Below are 17442 nucleotides of genomic sequence, written 5' to 3' on the forward strand. Positions count from 1 at the left end.
CCCGAGAGGGGTGTCCGGCGGGGCCGCCACTCCCATGGCATCGGCCATCGGGCTTTTCCCAGATACGGACACTAAAATAGGCGGACTCCCGTTCGTAAAGGAAGGCTCAACAAGTGGCTCGACCCCGCCCAGACCGTGCAGACGGCATCCAACCGCCGGTTCGGTCAGCCGGTGCTGCCCGGCACTCGGATGATCCCGCCGTCGGCCCGGCCCGGCACCTGGGTGCGCCCCGGCGGCTGCCGGCCTGGCTGAAAATCGGCACCGCCGTCGTCGCCGTCCTCCTCGTGGGCGTCATAGCCTTCGGCGCCTACTGGGTCATCCGGCTGGAGGGAAACATCTCGAAGGCCTCGCTGAGTGCGGGGAGTTCCAAGACCGAGGCCGCGGTGAACGACTCCCACGACAGGATGCAGATCCTGATCCTTGGCTCGGACACACGCGACGGCAAGAACGCGCAGTACGGCACCGCCGATGACTCCACGGGCTACGGGCACTCGGACGTCATGATGCTGATGGACATCTCGGCCGACAACAAACGCGTGAACGTCGTCAGCTTCCCCCGTGACCTGCTGGTGGACATCCCCAAATGCACCGACCAGAAGACCAAGGCCGTGTATCCCGCGCAGAAGAACGTCATGATCAACGCGGCGATGTCGGAAGCCGGAATCGGCTGCGCCGTCGACACGGTCAACAAGATCACCGGCCTGGAGGTTGACCACTTCATGATGGCCGACTTCAACGCGGTCAAAGAACTCTCCAACGCCGTCGGCGGCGTCGATGTCTGCATCAGCGACGCGGTGTACGACCCCGATTCGAAGCTCCGGCTCCCCAAGGGCACCTCCACGGTGCAGGGCGAGCAGGCACTGGCCTTCGTGCGGACCAGGCACGCCTTCGGCGACGGCGGCGACCTCGGCCGGGTTAAGGCGCAGCAGAGCTTTCTGTCCTCGCTGACCCGGAAGATCAAGGCGGACGGCACGCTCACCAACCCTTCCCGGATGCTGGGCATCGCCGATGCGATCACCAAGAACCTCACGATCGACGAGGGACTGGCCTCCATCCCGACGCTGCTGACCGTGGGCAACCGGCTGAAGGATATCGACGTCGGGAAGGTCGCGTTTGTTGCCGTGCCGACCGAGCCGGCCGCCAGTGACGAGAACAGGCTGCAGCTGGCGGAGCCTGGCGCGTCCCAGCTCTTTGCCGCGATGCGCAAGAACGTGGACCTCACCGACCCGACGGGGGCGGCCGGCGCCTCCGCCAGCCCGAGCGCCAGTGCGGCACCCACTGCCACCGAGACGACCCCGGCTTACGACAAGACTCTGCAGCCCGTCGCTGTAGCCAACGGCTCGGGGGTTCCGGCCCGGACCCAGGAGATCCTGCAGTCTCTGACGGCCGGCGGCTTCACCCAGCTGGCTCAGCTCGCGGCCAGGCCCGCCGCCACCACCGGCGTCTACTACGGCGCGGGGTTCGCCGATGTGGCCGCGGACGTTGCCGCGCTGCTGGGGATTCCGGCCAGCCAGGTCGCCCCGGTCGCCGGCGTCACGGGCGTCCAGGTCTACCTGGGCAGTGACCTCGTCGGCGGCACGGCCACCGGGGACGCCCAGGTGGCTCTGCCGCCGGACATCGTCAACCAGACGGCCGGGGACACCGTGTGCCAGCAGGCCAATCCGTTCCTGATCACCCGCTGACGCAGGCCCACACCTGGGGCGAAGGGCCGGCCTGCGCCAGTCATCCCGCCGGCAGGTGCCCCGGACCGTTCCGGAAACGTAAGGACTCTCGTCTTGCGCCGCTCCGCCCATGGGTCCTTAATGGGTTCCATGAGCAGGGATCGTTCTGCGACGGCTGCATTGTCTGCCCCATTTGAGACGGTGGACGGCCGGCTGGCCCGCGGAGGGATCTTCGTGCTCCGGGCCGGGGTGGCGTTGCTGTGGATCCAAAACGTCGCCTGGAAAGTACCGCCGGATTTCGGCGAACGCGGGAACACCGGACTCTATCTATTCACCCGCTTCGCCGTTGACTACCCCGTGTTTCCCCCTTTCACATGGTTCATTCAACAGATAGTGCTGCCCGCTTTCCCGTTGTTCGGGTGGATGACCCTTCTTGTCGAAGCGGGCCTGGGCGCGTTCCTGCTCATCGGTCTCGCCACCCGCTTCTGGGCGGTCGTCGGAGTGGTCCAGTCGCTGGCGATCACCCTGTCCGTCCTCAACGCCCCGAATGAATGGCACTGGGCGTACTATCTGATGATCCTGGCCCACACAGCCATTTTTGCCACCGCGGCCGGGCGCGCCTACGGGGTCGACGGAGTCCTCCGGCCCCGCTGGGTGGAATCCACCGGACGCTTCGAAAAACTCCTCGCGAGGCTCTCATGACCGGGCGCCACTTCGATCAACCCGTGCTCGCCCTGGGCGAGGCCGCACTCCTGAGCTCTGCGTTCACCTTCTCCAGCGGTGGACCGGCTCAGCTCGAGTTCATCCACATCCGGGGGGCGGGACTTGTCCTGCTCCTTATCCTCGGAGTTGCCGCGGTGATCGCCGGGATCCTGCGCGTGGGCGTCCTGGCGGTCGCGTCCGGGGCAGGATTCGTGGCGGCCGCGTTGCTTCAGCTGCTGCAGGCTGGCCAGAGCGTCAACTGGCTCGCCGGCGACGGTTCCACCGTGGCACTTATGGGAGGCCTGGGGATCGGACTGCTTGCCGTGACGCTGACGCCGCGCCCTTCATCTGCCGCGCATCCCTCTACTGCCGAGGACAGGACTACGAATGATCAATCTGACCGAGCGGCTTGAACCGGTAATCGCCATTGCCGGCGCCAACGCCCACGACGTTGACGCGGCCGCCCGGTTCCCCGCCGAGGCCGTGGTGGCCCTGCGCGAATCCGGGTTACTCGGCCTGACCCTGCCGCAGGAAGCCGGTGGCCTTGGCGGCGGCCCGCACGAACTGGTCAAAGTCCTGAGCGCCCTCGCCGGTGCCTGCGGTTCAACAGCCATGATCTACCTCATGCACATTAGCGCCGCGATGCCCGTGGCGGCCGCACCGCCACCGGGGTCGCCCGGTCTGGTGGCCGACATGGCCAGCGGCCGGGTCCTCGGGTCGCTGGCATTCTCCGAAGCAGGGTCCCGGTCGCATTTCTGGGCGCCCGTTTCGCAGGCAGGCCAGAACGGTGCAGGCATAGTGCTCAACGCGCGTAAGAGCTGGGTGACCTCGGCAGGACACGCTGACGTCTACATCGTCTCCACCCGGACCGCCGCCGCGGACACCGTGGACCTGTTCGCGATCCCGGCCGGCTATCCGGGCGTCGAGGTGGCCGGCGCGTGGCGGGGCATGGGATTGCGGGGCAATGCCTCGACGCCGATGACCTTTGTGGTCGAAGTGCCGGAGGACACGCGGCTGGGCGTCGCGGGCGGCGGAATGGACCTGATGCTGCAGACGGTGCTGCCGTGGTTCAACCTGGGCAACGCATCCGTGTCGGTGGGGCTGGCGCGCGCCGCCGTCGAAGCAGCGATCCGGCACACCAGCGCCGCCCGCCTCGAACACCTTGACGAAAGCTTGTCCGCGCTGCCGACCATCCGCGCCCGGCTGGCGAAAATGTCGATCGAACTGGCCGTCACAACGGCCTACCTGCATCAGACCGCGGGCCGGATTGCCGAGCCACAGGAGGACACGATGCTGCATGTGCTGGGCGTCAAGGCAGCGGCCAACGACGCGGCCCTCAGTATCACCGATGCCGCGATGCGCGTCTGTGGCGGTGCGGCGTTCTCCGAGCATCTTCAGATTGACCGTTACTTCCGCGATGCCAGGGCCGGCCACGTGATGGCCCCGACGGCCGACGTGCTGTACGACTTCTACGGGAGGGCGATTACCGGCCAGCCGCTGTTCGACAGTCCCTCCGCCGCGGTGAAGGAGCCGGCGTGAGCGCCCCAATGATGGTGGGCTCGGTGGCCTACACACCTACCGTGGTCACCGTCTGGGAGGGGATCCGGGACTACTTCGCCGGGACGCCGGCCGAGATGGATTTCGTGCTGTTCTCCAACTACGGACGCCAGGTGGACGCACTGCTGGAGGGCACCATCGACATCGCCTGGAACACCAACCTGGCGTGGGTGCGTACCGTCGCACAGACCCAGGGCGGGTGCCGCGCGTTGGCCATGCGGGACACTGACGCCGTCTTCCGGACCGTCTTCGTGACCCGTGCCGGTTCCGGCATGTCAGGGCTGGCGGACCTGCGAGGGCGGCGGCTGGCACTGGGCTCGCGGGACTCCGCCCAGGCTGCGATCCTGCCAGTCCATTTCCTAACCCAGGCCGGGCTCGGCGATGGAACGGTGGACCTGTTGCGCCTGGACAGCGATGTCGGAAAGCACGGCGACACGGGCCGCAGCGAACTGGATGCCCTCCGGGCCGTGTTGGATGACAGCGCCGACGCCGCCGCGATCGGCATCAACACCTGGGAGGCAATTGGACGCGACGAGTTGATGCCCGGGGCCTTCGAGGTGTTGTGGGCGTCGCCCGTTTACAGCCACTGCAACTTCACGGCGCTGCCCGCGCTCTCGGAGGAACGTGCCTCGGCCTGGGTCGAGCACCTGTTCGCGATGGACTGGGACAACCCGTCGCACCGTCCGATCCTGGAATTGGAAGGACTCCGTCGCTGGGTGGTCCCCCGGTTGGAAGGCTACGAGGTATTGTTCGACGCCGTCCACGAGCAAAGGATCGGGTCTCGATGGTAAATCCCGTCGTCATACTGGAACTCCTGGAACGGATCGCCGGCGTGCCCGGCGGCTCCACTGTCACCGTGCCGCTTGGGCCGGGTGACCAGGACGAGGCAACGCATACAGTGGCCGCCTGGTGCGCCCGGACCGGCAACGAACTCGTTGACGTCCGCGACGGTAATGTCACTGTCCGGCGCGGCCGCGCCCCCGACCCGCTCGCAGGAGTGCAGGACGGGCGGCTGCCCGGGACCCGGCTGTGGATGTACACGAACTTCGATTGCAACTTGGCCTGCGACTATTGTTGCGCCAGGTCCTCACCACAGACCGCCCGGCGCGCCCTCGGTATCGACCGCATCCGCCGGCTGGCGGCGGAGGCTGTTGAATCGGGCGTGAGCGAGCTCATCCTGACCGGCGGTGAGCCATTCCTGCTGCCGGACCTCGACGAGCTCGTCGCCGTCTGCACGGCGGCGCTCCCGACCACGTTACTGACGAACGGGATGCTCTTCCGCGGGCACCGTCTCGAACGGCTGCGCCGGATGGACCGCAGCAGGCTCACGCTGCAAATCAGCCTTGACTCCGCCACTCCGGAGGGTCACGATAGCCACCGCGGCAAAGGATCGTGGGAGCGCGCCGTTGCCGGGATCCGGATTGCCCAGGACGAGGGCTTCCGGGTGAGGGTCGCGGCGACGCTGCCTGCCGCTCAAAGCCACGAACTCGAGCCGTTCCACGAGTTCCTCGACTCGCTCGGTATCGACCCCTTTGACCAGGTCATCCGGGCGCTGGCCCACCGCGGCAACGCCGACGCGGGCATCGAGTTAACGGTTGAATCGTTGATCCCCGAAGTCACTGTGACCGCCGAGGGCGTCTATTGGCACCCGATCGGAGCCGACGACTCAGACCAGCTGGTCACTGCGGAGATCTTCCCCTTGGCCACGGCGATCGACGAGGTGCGCCGACGGTACGCAGACCAGCGGGCCCGCGCCTACGCCGCCAGCCAATGGTTTCCCTGCGCCTGAGCGCCCCCGACACGAATCAGCAACAGACATCACCAGATGCTGACGCGCTCCGCCGGCGGCATCCACATGCCGTCCTGCTCCGCGGTGCCGAAGGCCACGTGGAACGCGTCGAGATTCTTGCTGATCTGGTTGGTGCGGAACTCGTTGGGGGAGTGCGGGTCTGTCGCGAGCCGGCGGACCGCTTCCTCGGTCCGCATGACCTGCCGCCAGCCCGCGGCCCAGGACGCAAAGAACCGCCGGGCCCCGGTGAAGCCGTCCAGCACGGGCGGCTCCTGGCCGTCGAGGCTGATCAGGTACGCCTTGTAGGCGATCGTCAGGCCGCCGAGGTCGCCGATGTTCTCGCCCAGGGTCAGTTTTCCGTTGACGTTGTGGCCGGGAGCGGCGCTCGGGGAGAGCACCTCGAACTGGGCCACGAGCTTCGAGGTCAGCGCCTCGAACGCGCTGCGGTCATCCTCGGTCCACCAGTTCCGGAGCAGTCCGCTGCCGTCGTACTGGGAGCCCTGGTCATCGAAACCGTGGCCGATCTCGTGGCCGATCACCGCCCCGATGCCGCCGTAATTGACGGCGTCGTCAGCCTCGGCGGTGAAGAACGGCGGCTGCAGGATGGCGGCCGGGAACACGATCTCGTTGAGCAGCGGGTGGTAGTAGGCGTTGACGGTCTGCGGCGTCATGAGCCACTTCTCGCGGTCCACGGGTTGGCCCACTTCGTCCAGGTGGCGGTCGACGTCGGCGCTGTGGGCGCGCTCCACATTGCCGAGCAGGTCGGCCGGATCGATTTCTACCGCCGAGTAGTCGATCCATTTGTCCGGGTAGCCGATCTTGGCCCGGAAGGAGTCGAGCTTCTTGAGCGCCTCCTGCTTCGTTTCCGCGCCCATCCAGGCCAACCCGGTGATGGACTGACGGTACGCCTCGATCAGGTTCGCGACGAGCGACTGCATGCGGGCCTTGTGGGCCTCCGGGAAGTGCCGGGCGACGTAGATCTGGCCGACAGCCTCGCCGAGTCCGGCCTCGACGACGGCGACGCCGCGCTTCCAGCGGTCCTTGTTGCGCGGCGTGCCGCTGAGGGTGGTCCCGTAGAAGGCGAAGCTGGCGTCGACGAACGCGGATGACAGGTACGGGGCGGCGGCGCTGACGACGCGCATGGCGAGCCATTCCTGCCAGCTGGCCAACGGCACCGTCTCCAGCAGGGAGGCCGTCCCGGCGAAGAAGTCCGGGGTGCTCATCACGAGTTCGGCGCGCTTGTCCGGCGCGATGCCGGCGGCATCGAACCAGTCCCCGAGCAGCGGGAAGAGCTGTGCCGCCTCTTCGGCCGACTTCAGGTTGTAGGTCTTTTGCGGATCGCGCATGGTGACGTTGTCCCAGTGGTGTGACGCCAGGGCGGTTTCCAGCTCCACCACCCGGCCGGACGCGGCCTCCGGATCGGCGACGCCGGCCAGATCGAACATGGCCTTCACATGCCCGCGGTAGGACTGGACCATCGGCGCGAACTTCTCTTCGCGGTAGTAGGACTCGTCCGGCAGGCCCAGCCCGCCCTGGCCGGTGTACAGCAGGACCCGGTCGGGGTTGCCGGCGTCGGGAGCGGGATAGATGTAGAAGAGGCCGCCCACATCGGCGCGGAACAGGCGTCCGGCCAGCGCCACCAGGCCGGCGGTGGACTCCGTGGCAAACACCTCGGCAAGCCGCTGCCGGATCGGGTCCAGGCCCTTGGCCTCCACCGCGGCCTCGTCCATGAAGCTGTTGTACAGCCCGCCGATCTTCCGCTCGATCCCGGTGGCTTCCCCGCCGCGGGCGGCGGCATCCTCAATGATCTCCTTCACCGCAAGCTCCGAACCGTCACGCAGGGCCGTGAATGTGCCCTCCAGCGGCCGGTCATCCGGAATAGCCGTGTTCTTCAGCCAGGTGCCGTTGACGTGCAGGTACAGGTCGTCCTGCGGCCGCACGGTGGAGTCGAGATTGGACAGGGCGATCCCCGAAAGTGGCACGGATGCTCCTTTGAGAGGCAGCCTGACCGGGGTTGGCGCCGGTACAGGGTCTGCATGGTGGACGTTGCGGAGGTATGGCTCCTTCATCTTACGCACGCGTGTTACTGTGAAATGGTGCGCGCAGAACTGCTCCTTCTTAGCTGCCGCGGCGAGGCTTCAGACGCTATCTAGCGCAAGGCCCACCCTCGCTGCGGAGTTTGTGTTGCCCGGCCACCCTTTCACCAGGAACCACAGAAAAGGCCCCGATAGTAATGCGAAACGCACAGAAACCCTCAGGAATGCCGGTCCACCGCTACGTCCCCTTCCAGGACCTGATCACGGTCGAACTGCCGGACCGCACCTGGCCCGACCAGGTCATCACGAAGGCCCCCCGCTGGTGCGCGGTTGACCTGCGTGACGGCAACCAGGCCCTGATCGACCCCATGAGCCCCGCCCGCAAGATGAAGATGTTCGAGCTGCTGGTCCGGATGGGCTACAAGGAGATCGAAGTCGGCTTCCCGTCCGCCTCGCAGACCGACTTCGATTTTGTCCGGCAGCTGATCGAGGGCAACCACATCCCCGATGACGTCACCATCCAGGTGCTGACCCAGGCCCGCGAGCACCTGATCGAGCGGACCTACGAGTCCCTGGTCGGTGCCAAGCAGGCCATCGTGCACCTGTACAACTCGACGTCGGTCCTGCAGCGCCGGGTGGTCTTCAACCAGGACGAGGACGGCATCCTCGACATCGCCCTGCAGGGGGCCCGGCTGTGCAAGAAGTACGAGGAAACCCTCGCCGACACGCGCATCACCTATGAGTACTCGCCGGAATCCTTCACCGGGACCGAACTCGCATACGCCGTCCGCGTCTGCAACGCCATCGCCGACGTGTTTGAGGCGTCCGCCGACAGCCAGGTCATCATCAACCTGCCGGCCACCGTCGAAATGGCAACACCGAACGTCTACGCCGACTCCATCGAGTGGATGAGCCGCAACCTGCACCCGCGTGAGGGAATCATCCTGTCACTGCACCCGCACAATGACCGCGGCACCGGCGTCGCGGCCGCCGAACTGGGCTACCTGGCCGGGGCGGACCGGATCGAAGGCTGCCTCTTCGGCAACGGCGAGCGGACCGGCAACGTGGACCTGGTGACGGTGGGCCTGAACATGTTCGTCCAGGGCATCGACCCGATGATCGATTTCTCCGACATCGACGAAATCCGCCGCACCGTGGAGTACTGCAACCAGCTGCCGGTGGCCGAGCGCACCCCCTACGGCGGCGACCTCGTCTTCACGGCCTTCTCCGGATCGCACCAGGACGCGATCAAGAAGGGCCTGGAAGCCCTCGAGAAGGATGCCGCGGCCGCCGGCAAGGAGGTCGCCGACTACGCCTGGCAGGTCCCGTACCTGCCGGTCGATCCGAAGGACCTCGGCCGCAGCTATGAGGCCGTCATCCGGGTCAACTCCCAGTCGGGCAAGGGCGGCGTGGCCTATCTGCTGAAGAACGAGCACAATCTGGACCTGCCGCGGCGCGCCCAGATCGAATTCTCCGGTGTCATCCAGAAGCAGACGGACACGGTCGGCGGCGAGGTCAGCGGCGCCCAGCTGTGGCAGGTCTTCCAGGACGAATACCTGCCCTCCGCGGCTGCAGGCACGCAGTGGGGACGCTACGCTCTCGGGGCCATCAGCACCGAAACGGACGAGGACGGGGCGATGACCCTGACCGCCTCGCTCAAGGTCGACGGCACCCAGGTCCGCCGCACCGGCACCGGCAACGGCCCCATCGCGGCCCTGCTGAGCATCCTGCGCCAGGACGGCGTCGACGTCCGCGTGCTGGACTACAGCGAGCACGCCCTGTCCGAGGGCGGCAGCGCCCTGGCCGCAGCCTATGTCGAATGCGCCGTGGGGGAGCGCGTGCTGTGGGGTGTCGGGATCGACGCGAACACCAGCACGGCTTCGCTCAAGGCCGTCATCTCGGCCGTGAACCGGGCCATCCGGGACGCCCGCGCCTAGGCTGTTCTGCACTGTTCAGCACGCCGTTCTTCACTGCGCCGCCGGATCATCCGGCGGCGCAGTGTCGTTCGACCAAAATAGAGTGCGAAGATTAACCGTGGCCCAACCATCTTCCTTTGCAGCCCGCGCCTACCGCGATGACGCCGTCGTGCTGCGTACCCACAAGCTGGGCGAGGCGGACCGCATCATCACCCTGCTGACCAAGCACCACGGCCAGATCCGCGCCGTGGCCAAGGGGGTCCGCCGCACCAGCAGCCGCTTCGGTGCCCGGCTCGAGCCGTTCATGGTGGCGGACCTGCAGCTGATTTCCGGCCGCAGCCTGGACATCGTCACCCAGGCCGTCGCGAAGGGCGCGTATGGCAGCAACATCGCCGCGGACTACGGCAGTTACACGGTGGCCGCCGCGATGACGGAGACCGCGGAAAAGCTCACCGACGTCGACGGCGAATCCGGCACCGCCCAGTACAACCTGCTGGTGGGTGCCCTGGCCTCGCTGAGCCGCGGCGACCACACCCCTGAACTGATCCTGGATTCGTACCTGCTGCGCGCCCTGTCCACCGGCGGCTGGGCGCCGAGCTTCACCGGCTGCGCACGGTGCGGGGCCCCCGGGCCGCACAACGCGTTCTCTGCACCGCTCGGCGGCATGGTCTGCGCCGAGTGCCGGCCGCCGGGTTCCCCGGCTCCCGCCGCGGAGACTGTCCTGCTGCTCGGCGCCCTGCTGACCGGGGACTGGACGACGGCGGACGCATCCCTGTCGCTGCACCGCCGCGAAGCCGCCGGCCTGGTGGCGAGCTACCTGCAATGGCATCTGGAACGTGTCCTGAAATCCCTCAAACATGTGGAGCGAAGTTAACTGTGGTGTTGGGCAGGAGCGTCGGAAAGAACCCGGCGAAGAAGAACGGACCGGTCCGGCCGCGGAGCACCCCGGTGGTGGCACCGTACCCGCACCCCTCGGGCGCGGCGCCTCCGGCCATCCCGGCGGAATTCATACCGCGGCACGTCGCGATCGTGATGGACGGCAACGGCCGCTGGGCGAACCAGCGTGGGCTGCCGCGGATCGAAGGCCACAAGGCGGGGGAACCGGCCCTGCTGGACGTGATGGCGGGGGCCATCGAGCTCGGCATCGAACATGTCAGCGTCTATGCCTTCTCCACCGAAAACTGGCGCCGTTCCCCGGAGGAAGTCCGCTTCCTGATGGGGTTTAACAAGGACGTGCTGCGACGGCAACGGAACCAGCTGGATGAATGGGGCGTCCGGATCCGCTGGTCCGGCAGGCGTCCGAGGCTCTGGGGCTCGGTCATCCGGGAGCTTGAAGAGGCCGAGGACTACACCCGCGGCAACAGCACCTGCACTTTGAACATGTGTGTTAACTACGGCGGCCGTGCCGAGATCGCCGACGCCGTTTCCGCCATTGCCGAGGAGGTCGCCGCCGGACGCCTCAGGCCGGGAGCCATTACCGAGAAGACCATCCAGAAGTACCTCGATGAGCCAGACCTCCCGGACGTCGACCTGTTCCTGCGCAGCTCCGGTGAACAGCGGCTGTCCAACTTCATGCTCTGGCAGTCGGCCTACGCCGAGTTCGTCTTCCTGGACACGCTCTGGCCCGACGTGGACCGGCGCACGCTGTGGGACGCCGTCGAGATCTATGCCCAGCGGGACCGCCGCTACGGCGGAGCGGTCGACGCCGCGGCCCCGGGCGCGGGCGGCCCGGGCGCCTAGTCCTTTTCGCGTCGCGGCCCGCGGTGCGATCATTCCGCCCGGCCGTCGTCCAGGACATAGGCCTGGATCCACCGGGCCAGCCGGGCGTACGCATCCTTGCGGACGCGCGGCGCGGAGAGGAACACATCGTGCAGCGCCCCGTCGATCCGCTCCAGCGTCACGGTGCGGCCCAGGCCCAGCGCGCGGAGGGCGATCATGTTGACATCCAGGACCGCATCGGTGCTCCGCATGGACTCCTTCCAGAACATCCCGTTGGCGCTGGCACCGGAGATCATAACCAGGATGGGGATCTCGATCTTCAGGCCTCGTGCCACCCGGGCCTGGCCGGCGAGCACGGCGCTGAGCCAGCCGGCGCGGACGGGAAAGGCATGCGGAGGCCGGTACTTGTCATCCAGGCTCCACTCGCCCTCGGCCGCGCTGCTGATGCTGCGCCAATAGAATGCCCGCTCCGGGAGCCGGATCACGGACTCCGGCCGGAACCTGGCAAGCGGGCCCACCACGGTCCGGGTCGCACGCCGGACGGCAGGGCTGCCATGCATCTCCAGCCACGGGCTGTCCAGGATCAACTGCGAAGCCAGTCCCGGGTGGCGGCTCGCCCAGAGCGCGGCAATCAGGCCGCCGGTCGAGTGCCCCATCAGCGTCACGGACGGCGGGTCCGCGCCCTCGGGCCGGAGCGATCCGATGATGCGAAACGCCGCGGTGATCTCGGCGTCGTAGTCCGCGAGGTCGGCGACATAGCCGCCGGGGGCGTCCGGGCGCAGGCTCCGTCCGTGGTTGTGCATATCGATCGCGAAGAACTGGAAGCCTCTGCCGGTCCAGAATTCAGCGAGCTCCGCGTTGAAGAAGTAATCGCTCCAGCCATGCAGGAACAGCACAGCCCGTGCAGGACCGCGGCCCGGTTGCAGGTGCCGCACCAGCGTGGCGGTCCGTTCGATGCCGTCCGCGCCTGCCGCTTGGAAGGCGCAGGCCTCGAAATCGGCTCCGAGGATGTCGGTCTGCCAGTCAGGGTCGCTGGTCATGGCTTCATGCTAGCGCCCGGAAGCGTGCCGGTTTGGTCTGGACCGCTGGAACGGGAAAACTAGAGCCATGCGCGCATATCCGACATTCTTCCGGCTGGCCTTCTCATGGATGGACGCCGAACGCGCCCACAAAATCGGGTTCCGGGCCATACGCCTCGTCCACAGCTGCGGAGCCGGACGGGTGCTGCAGAAGTTCACCGCCCCGGCGGCCTCGCTGCGGACCCAGGCGTTCGGCCTGACCTTCCCCTCGCCGTTCGGGCTGGCCGCCGGCTTCGACAAAGAAGGCCACGGCATCGAGGCCCTCACCGAGCTCGGCTTCGGCCACATTGAAGTCGGCACCATCACCGGCCAGCCCCAGCCCGGAAACCCCGCTCCGCGGCTCTTCCGCCTCGTCGAGGACCGGGCGGTGATCAACCGGATGGGCTTCAACAACGACGGCGCCGCCGCGGTGGCGCCGCGTCTGAAGTCCGCCCGGGCCGCCCTGCAGCGCCGCCATCCCGGCATCCGCCCGGTGATCGGTGTCAACATCGGCAAGAGCAAGGCGGTGGAGCTGGAGGATGCGGTGGCGGACTATCTCGTCAGCGCCCGCAGCCTCGCGCCCGCCGCGGACTACCTCGTGGTCAACGTCAGTTCCCCGAACACCCCCGGCCTGCGCCTGCTGCAGGATGTGGAGACGCTGCGCCCCCTGCTGACGGCGGTGGGGGAGGAAGCGGACAAGGCGGCCGGCCGCCATGTGCCGCTGCTCGTCAAGATCGCACCGGACCTCAGCAACGAGGACATCGACGACGTCGCCCGGCTGGCGCTGGACCTGAACCTGGACGGCATCATCGCCACCAATACGACCATCGCCCGCACCGGGCTGGCCTCAAGCCCCGACAAGGTCGGAGCCTGCGGCGCCGGCGGGCTCTCCGGGGCCCCGCTGAAGACGCGTTCGCTCGAAGTGCTGGCACGGCTCAAGGCAGCAACCGGCGGGGCGCTGACGCTCGTGTCGGTGGGCGGCGTCGAAACGGCGCAGGACGTCCAGCAGCGGCTCGACGCCGGGGCCACCCTCGTCCAGGGTTACACGGCGTTCCTCTACGAAGGCCCTTTCTGGGCCGCCCACATCAACCGGCTGCTCGCAAAGCACCCGTCCCGGCGATAGGCGCCTGGCACGTCATGGTCCGGAGTCCGTGGTCCGGGGTCCGGACACGAAGAAGCCCCGGCAGTCCGGCTGCCGGGGCTTCTTGATGAGGAATATCAGGCGGGGAACTCGCCGCGCTTGACCTGGGGCTTGGGCAGCCGCAGGCGGCGGAACTGCAGGGAGCGCATGGAGCCGTACCAGACCGTGCCGCGTTCGGTCTCGCCGAACTTCTCGGACAGCCGCTTCTTGAGCTTCCTGGAGAGGATGAAGACGTCCACGAAGACCGCCAGGAACATCACCCAAAAACCGCCCAGGACGTAGATCATCTGCTCGCTGGAAGCGGGCACGAGGAGTGAGACGACAACGAACACGAGGGCACCGAACATGAGGTACTCGCCGAGGCTGAAGCGCGCGTCCACGTAGTCGCGGGCAAAACGCTTCTGCGGGCCCTTGTCCCGAAGCGGCAGGAATTTTTCGTCCCCGGTATCCATGGCCTGCCGCATCTTGAGCCGCTGGTCCTGGATCGCCACGCGTTCGGCCGCCTTGGAGGCCTTGCGGTCCTCCGGCACGAGCGGCCGCTTGCGGGCGGCCACCTGCGCGCTGCGCTTGGGCGTGGGTGCGCCCTTGCCGATGGCGGCGTCCCGAGCTGTGGCCGCGGCCGCCTGCTGGTCAACTGTCTGCTGCGCCGAAGGCGCTTCTTTTTTACGTCCAAACACCCCTACAGAATACCCCGCGGTTGCCGGCGCGGGACCCAGCCCACACGCCCCGGGACGGCTGAGGCGCTGTTTATGGTGATCCTCGGCACCGGTAGTGTTTCCGCCATGACTTCATCACCCGCGGGGAACCCGCAAACCGCCACCGGCCCGATCGGAAACTTCGACGCCGAGGCCCTCCGCCAGGCCGTCGCGGAATCGTTCGACGCCACGATCAGCCAACTGAAGGAACTCGTTGCCATCCCGGGCATCGCGTGGCCCAGTTTCGATCCGGCCCCGCTGAACGCCAGCGCCGACGCTGTCGCCGCCCTGGTCCGGGCGGCCGGCTTCGACGACGTCCGGATCCTGCGCTGCGCCAAGGAGGACGGCACCCCCGGCGGCCCCGCGGTGGTCGCCCGCCGTCCTGCCGCCGAAGGCAAGCCGACCATCCTGCTGTACGCGCACCACGATGTACAGCCCACGGGCGATCTGGCGCTGTGGGACACGGAGCCGTTCACCGCCGTCGAACGCGAGGGCCGGCTGTACGGCCGGGGCGCCGCGGACGACAAGGCCGGGATCCTGGCCCACATCGCGGCCTACTCGGCCGTGACCCGGGTCCTGGGTGACGATCTGGGCCTGGGCGTGACGTTCTTCTTCGAAGGCGAGGAGGAAGCCGGCTCCCCGACGTTCCGGTCCTTCCTTGAAACCCACCGCGAGCTGCTGCGGGCCGACGTGATCGTCGTGGCCGACTCCAGCAACTGGAAGGTGGGCATTCCCGCCCTCACCACGAGCCTGCGTGGACTGGTGGACGGCACTATCGAGGTCAGGGTCCTGGACCACGCGGTCCACTCCGGTATGTTCGGCGGCCCCGTGCTGGACGCCCCGACCCTGCTCGCCCGCCTGATCGCCACCCTGCACGACGCCGACGGTAGCGTCGCGGTCGCCGGTCTGGTCAGCCGCGACGGCGTCACCGTGGACCTGACCGAAGCCGAATTCCGTGCCGACGCCTCCGTGCTCGACGGCGTCAGACTTGCCGGCACCGGCAGCATCGCCTCCCGGTTGTGGACCAAACCCGCCCTGTCCATCATCGGCTTCGACGCCCCCGCGGTGGACATCGCCTCCAACACCCTGTTGCCGCGGGCGCGCGCCAAGTTCAGCCTGCGGCTCGCCCCCGGCCAGGATCCCGCGGAAGCCATGGACGCCGTGCGGAAGCACGTTGAGGCCAACGCGCCTTTCGGCGCCCACGTGGTTTTCACCCCGGGGGAGAGCGGCAATGCCTTCCTGACGGATACCTCGTCCAAAGCCGCCAGCGTCGCCATGTGGGCTCTTGGCGAGGCCTGGGGCGTGCCGGCGGTTGAAATGGGGATCGGCGGTTCCATTCCCTTTATCGCCGACCTGACCGAGCTCTACCCGGACGTGCAGATCCTGGTCACCGGCGTGGAGGATCCCGACTCACGCGCCCACAGCGCCAACGAATCCCTCCACCTCGGAGACTTCCGGAACGCGGTCATTGCCGAAGCGTTCCTGCTGGCCAGCCTGAATGCGGAGGGACTGGCCTGAGCTGCCTGCCCTCCCAGCCCTTGCGGGGAACAGCCAGCCGGCTGGGATGGTTACGTCAGGAGTTAGAGCTACAGGTCTGATCGACGTAGCATGTAGCTATAGCCCATACCGTTCAAGTTAGGGGCGGGCACCGCGCAAACGGAGCCGCCACCACCGTCGTCAGAAGGTAGGCCATGAGCACTACAACCAATGAAAACAGCGCCGACACCACCGCCATTGCGGGACAGGAACTGGCCGCCCACGAGGTCAAGCTGACCGACGTTGCCGCCGGCAAGGTCCGCAGCCTGCTCGAGCAGGAAGGCCGCACCGATCTGCGCCTCCGCGTTGCCGTGCAGCCGGGCGGTTGCTCCGGCCTGATCTACCAGCTCTACTTCGACGAGCGGCTCCTGGACGGAGACGCGGTCCGTGACTATGACGGCGTCGAAGTCGTCGTGGACAAGATGAGCGTCCCCTACCTCAGCGGGGCCAGCATCGACTTCGAGGACACCATCTCCAAGCAGGGCTTCACGATTGACAACCCGAATGCCGGCGGCTCCTGCGCCTGCGGGGATTCCTTCCACTAAGGTCTCAGGCCGGGCAACCAGCCCGGCCTTTGTGCCGTCTGGGAGGCATTCGTGGGGCCCGGCAAAAAGGTCCCGACGCACGGCGCGGACATGTGGGCGAAAACTCCTGGGGAGCGGTAAGCTCTACACCGAGTAGTAAAACTTTTAGTGTGCCCGGAACGCCATCGGCGGCCGGGCGACAGCAACAAGTAGGAAGGGCCGTCTGTGAGTTCGCAGAACCGAACCGGCAGCCGACGCAAACAGATCACTACGATCACTGGCTTGGCACTAGCCGGCGCGTTGGCATTGACTGGATGTTCACCAGAGGTACAGAAAGGGTGGTTGCCCACCGAGCGTGGCACCACCAATCACACTGACCGCATCATGGACCTCTGGGTCAACTCATGGATTGCCGCGCTGGTCGTCGGCATCATTACCTGGGGTTTGATGATCTGGTGCATCGTCGCTTACCGGCGGCGCAAGGGCACCGTAGGTTTCCCCCGCCAGAACAGCTTCAACCTGCCGCTTGAGGTCTTCTATCTGACGATCCCGCTGTTCATGGTCCTGGTGTTCTTCTACTTCACCGACCGGGACCAGCAGGCGATCGACAACCGCGCCCAGCCCGCCGACGTCGTAGTGGACGTCCGCGGCAAGCAGTGGTCCTGGGACTTCAACTACAAAAAGGGCGACGTCATCACCGGAGACGTCCACGAGGCCGGCGTCCAGGCGCACCTCACCGGCAACGATGTGGACAAGGAAAAGCTGCCCACGCTGTACCTTCCGGTGAACAAGTCGGTTGACCTCGAGCTCAACGCCCGCGACGTCATCCACTCCTTCTGGGTTCCTGCCTTCCTGCAGAAGCGGGACATGATCCCTGGCAAGACCAACTACATCAGGTTCACCCCCACCAAAGAGGGCACCTACGACGGCAAATGCGCCGAACTCTGTGGCGAATACCACTCCGAAATGCTGTTCCGCGTGAAGGTTGTCTCCGAATCGGAGTTCATGACGCATCTGGACAAGCTGCGCCAGGACGGCAACACCGGCCTGCTCGGTGAAGAGTACGACCGCAACCCGGCCCCGGCCGAAACCAAGTAAGGGGAGCGAC

General features: G+C 67.2%; 16 protein-coding genes. 13 read left to right on the forward strand and 3 right to left on the reverse strand.

The annotated features are described in order from the left end of the window. The first annotated feature begins 113 nt into the window (after positions 1–113). The 6 genes from ABIB26_RS07915 to ABIB26_RS07940 all read left to right on the forward strand — a co-directional run bounded on the left by ABIB26_RS07915 (position 114) and on the right by ABIB26_RS07940 (position 5709). Entirely contained in the window at positions 114–1682 is a 1569-nt protein-coding gene (locus tag ABIB26_RS07915; protein ID WP_354241153.1) for an LCP family protein, read from the forward strand. 159 nt (positions 1683–1841) lie between these two features. Further along, positions 1842–2363 (forward strand): DoxX family protein, encoded by a 522-nt coding sequence (locus ABIB26_RS07920; protein WP_354241155.1) that lies wholly within the window; start codon positions 1842–1844, stop codon positions 2361–2363. Then, entirely contained in the window at positions 2360–2776 is a 417-nt protein-coding gene (locus tag ABIB26_RS07925) for an Rv1678 family membrane protein (protein WP_354241156.1), read from the forward strand. The genes ABIB26_RS07920 and ABIB26_RS07925 overlap by 4 nt, the downstream gene beginning before the upstream one ends. Further along, positions 2751–3902 (forward strand): Rv1679 family acyl-CoA dehydrogenase, encoded by a 1152-nt coding sequence (gene fadE16 / locus ABIB26_RS07930; protein ID WP_354241158.1) that lies wholly within the window; start codon positions 2751–2753, stop codon positions 3900–3902. Before ABIB26_RS07925 ends, fadE16 begins: the two co-directional genes overlap by 26 nt. Continuing rightward, on the forward strand, positions 3899–4711 hold the full coding sequence (locus tag ABIB26_RS07935; protein ID WP_354241160.1) for an Rv1680 family SBP-like protein: 813 nt from the start codon (positions 3899–3901) through the stop codon (positions 4709–4711). The genes fadE16 and ABIB26_RS07935 overlap by 4 nt, the downstream gene beginning before the upstream one ends. Further along, positions 4705–5709 carry an Rv1681 family radical SAM protein gene (locus ABIB26_RS07940; RefSeq protein ID WP_354241162.1) on the forward strand — a complete coding sequence of 335 codons (1005 nt, stop codon included), beginning with the start codon at positions 4705–4707 and terminating at the stop codon, positions 5707–5709. The genes ABIB26_RS07935 and ABIB26_RS07940 overlap by 7 nt, the downstream gene beginning before the upstream one ends. Positions 5710–5738: 29 nt before the next feature. Here ABIB26_RS07940 and ABIB26_RS07945 read toward each other — a convergent pair whose 3' ends face one another. After that, positions 5739–7691 carry a M13 family metallopeptidase gene (locus ABIB26_RS07945; protein ID WP_354241164.1) on the reverse strand — a complete coding sequence of 651 codons (1953 nt, stop codon included), beginning with the start codon at positions 7689–7691 and terminating at the stop codon, positions 5739–5741. A gap of 251 nt (positions 7692–7942) precedes the next feature. Between ABIB26_RS07945 and leuA the strand changes: the two genes are divergently transcribed. The 3 genes from leuA to ABIB26_RS07960 all read left to right on the forward strand — a co-directional run bounded on the left by leuA (position 7943) and on the right by ABIB26_RS07960 (position 11401). Further along, positions 7943–9682: a 2-isopropylmalate synthase gene (gene leuA / locus ABIB26_RS07950; RefSeq protein ID WP_354241165.1), complete on the forward strand. Its 1740-nt coding sequence runs from the start codon at positions 7943–7945 to the stop codon at positions 9680–9682. 97 nt (positions 9683–9779) lie between these two features. After that, positions 9780–10535: a DNA repair protein RecO gene (gene recO, locus ABIB26_RS07955; protein ID WP_354241166.1), complete on the forward strand. Its 756-nt coding sequence runs from the start codon at positions 9780–9782 to the stop codon at positions 10533–10535. A gap of 8 nt (positions 10536–10543) precedes the next feature. After that, a complete protein-coding gene (locus ABIB26_RS07960) occupies positions 10544–11401 on the forward strand; it encodes an isoprenyl transferase (protein WP_354241376.1) in 858 nt (285 codons plus the stop codon). Between the two features lie 29 nt (positions 11402–11430). Here the strand turns inward: ABIB26_RS07960 and ABIB26_RS07965 are convergent, their stop codons facing one another. Continuing rightward, positions 11431–12420, reverse strand: a complete 990-nt coding sequence (locus ABIB26_RS07965) for an alpha/beta hydrolase (protein WP_354241167.1) — start codon at positions 12418–12420, stop codon at positions 11431–11433. A gap of 67 nt (positions 12421–12487) precedes the next feature. On the opposite strand from ABIB26_RS07965, the gene ABIB26_RS07970 reads away from it, so the two are divergent. Further along, positions 12488–13561, forward strand: coding sequence for a quinone-dependent dihydroorotate dehydrogenase (locus tag ABIB26_RS07970; RefSeq protein ID WP_354241168.1), 1074 nt, complete (start codon positions 12488–12490; stop codon positions 13559–13561). Between the two features lie 95 nt (positions 13562–13656). Here the strand turns inward: ABIB26_RS07970 and ABIB26_RS07975 are convergent, their stop codons facing one another. Further along, positions 13657–14256 carry a DUF3043 domain-containing protein gene (locus ABIB26_RS07975; RefSeq protein ID WP_354241169.1) on the reverse strand — a complete coding sequence of 200 codons (600 nt, stop codon included), beginning with the start codon at positions 14254–14256 and terminating at the stop codon, positions 13657–13659. Between the two features lie 105 nt (positions 14257–14361). On the opposite strand from ABIB26_RS07975, the gene ABIB26_RS07980 reads away from it, so the two are divergent. The 3 genes from ABIB26_RS07980 to ctaC all read left to right on the forward strand — a co-directional run bounded on the left by ABIB26_RS07980 (position 14362) and on the right by ctaC (position 17432). Next, the gene (locus tag ABIB26_RS07980; protein WP_354241170.1) at positions 14362–15792 is read left to right on the forward strand and encodes a dipeptidase; all 1431 of its coding nucleotides are present in this window, start codon (positions 14362–14364) and stop codon (positions 15790–15792) included. Positions 15793–15965: 173 nt separating this feature from the next. Then, positions 15966–16355, forward strand: coding sequence for a HesB/IscA family protein (locus ABIB26_RS07985; protein WP_354241172.1), 390 nt, complete (start codon positions 15966–15968; stop codon positions 16353–16355). Positions 16356–16559: 204 nt separating this feature from the next. Then, the gene (gene ctaC, locus ABIB26_RS07990; protein WP_354241174.1) at positions 16560–17432 is read left to right on the forward strand and encodes an aa3-type cytochrome oxidase subunit II; all 873 of its coding nucleotides are present in this window, start codon (positions 16560–16562) and stop codon (positions 17430–17432) included. Positions 17433–17442 lie beyond the last annotated feature (10 nt).

It is taken from the genome of Arthrobacter sp. UYEF20 (assembly GCF_040546335.1).
Taxonomy (GTDB): Bacteria; Actinomycetota; Actinomycetes; order Actinomycetales; family Micrococcaceae; genus Arthrobacter.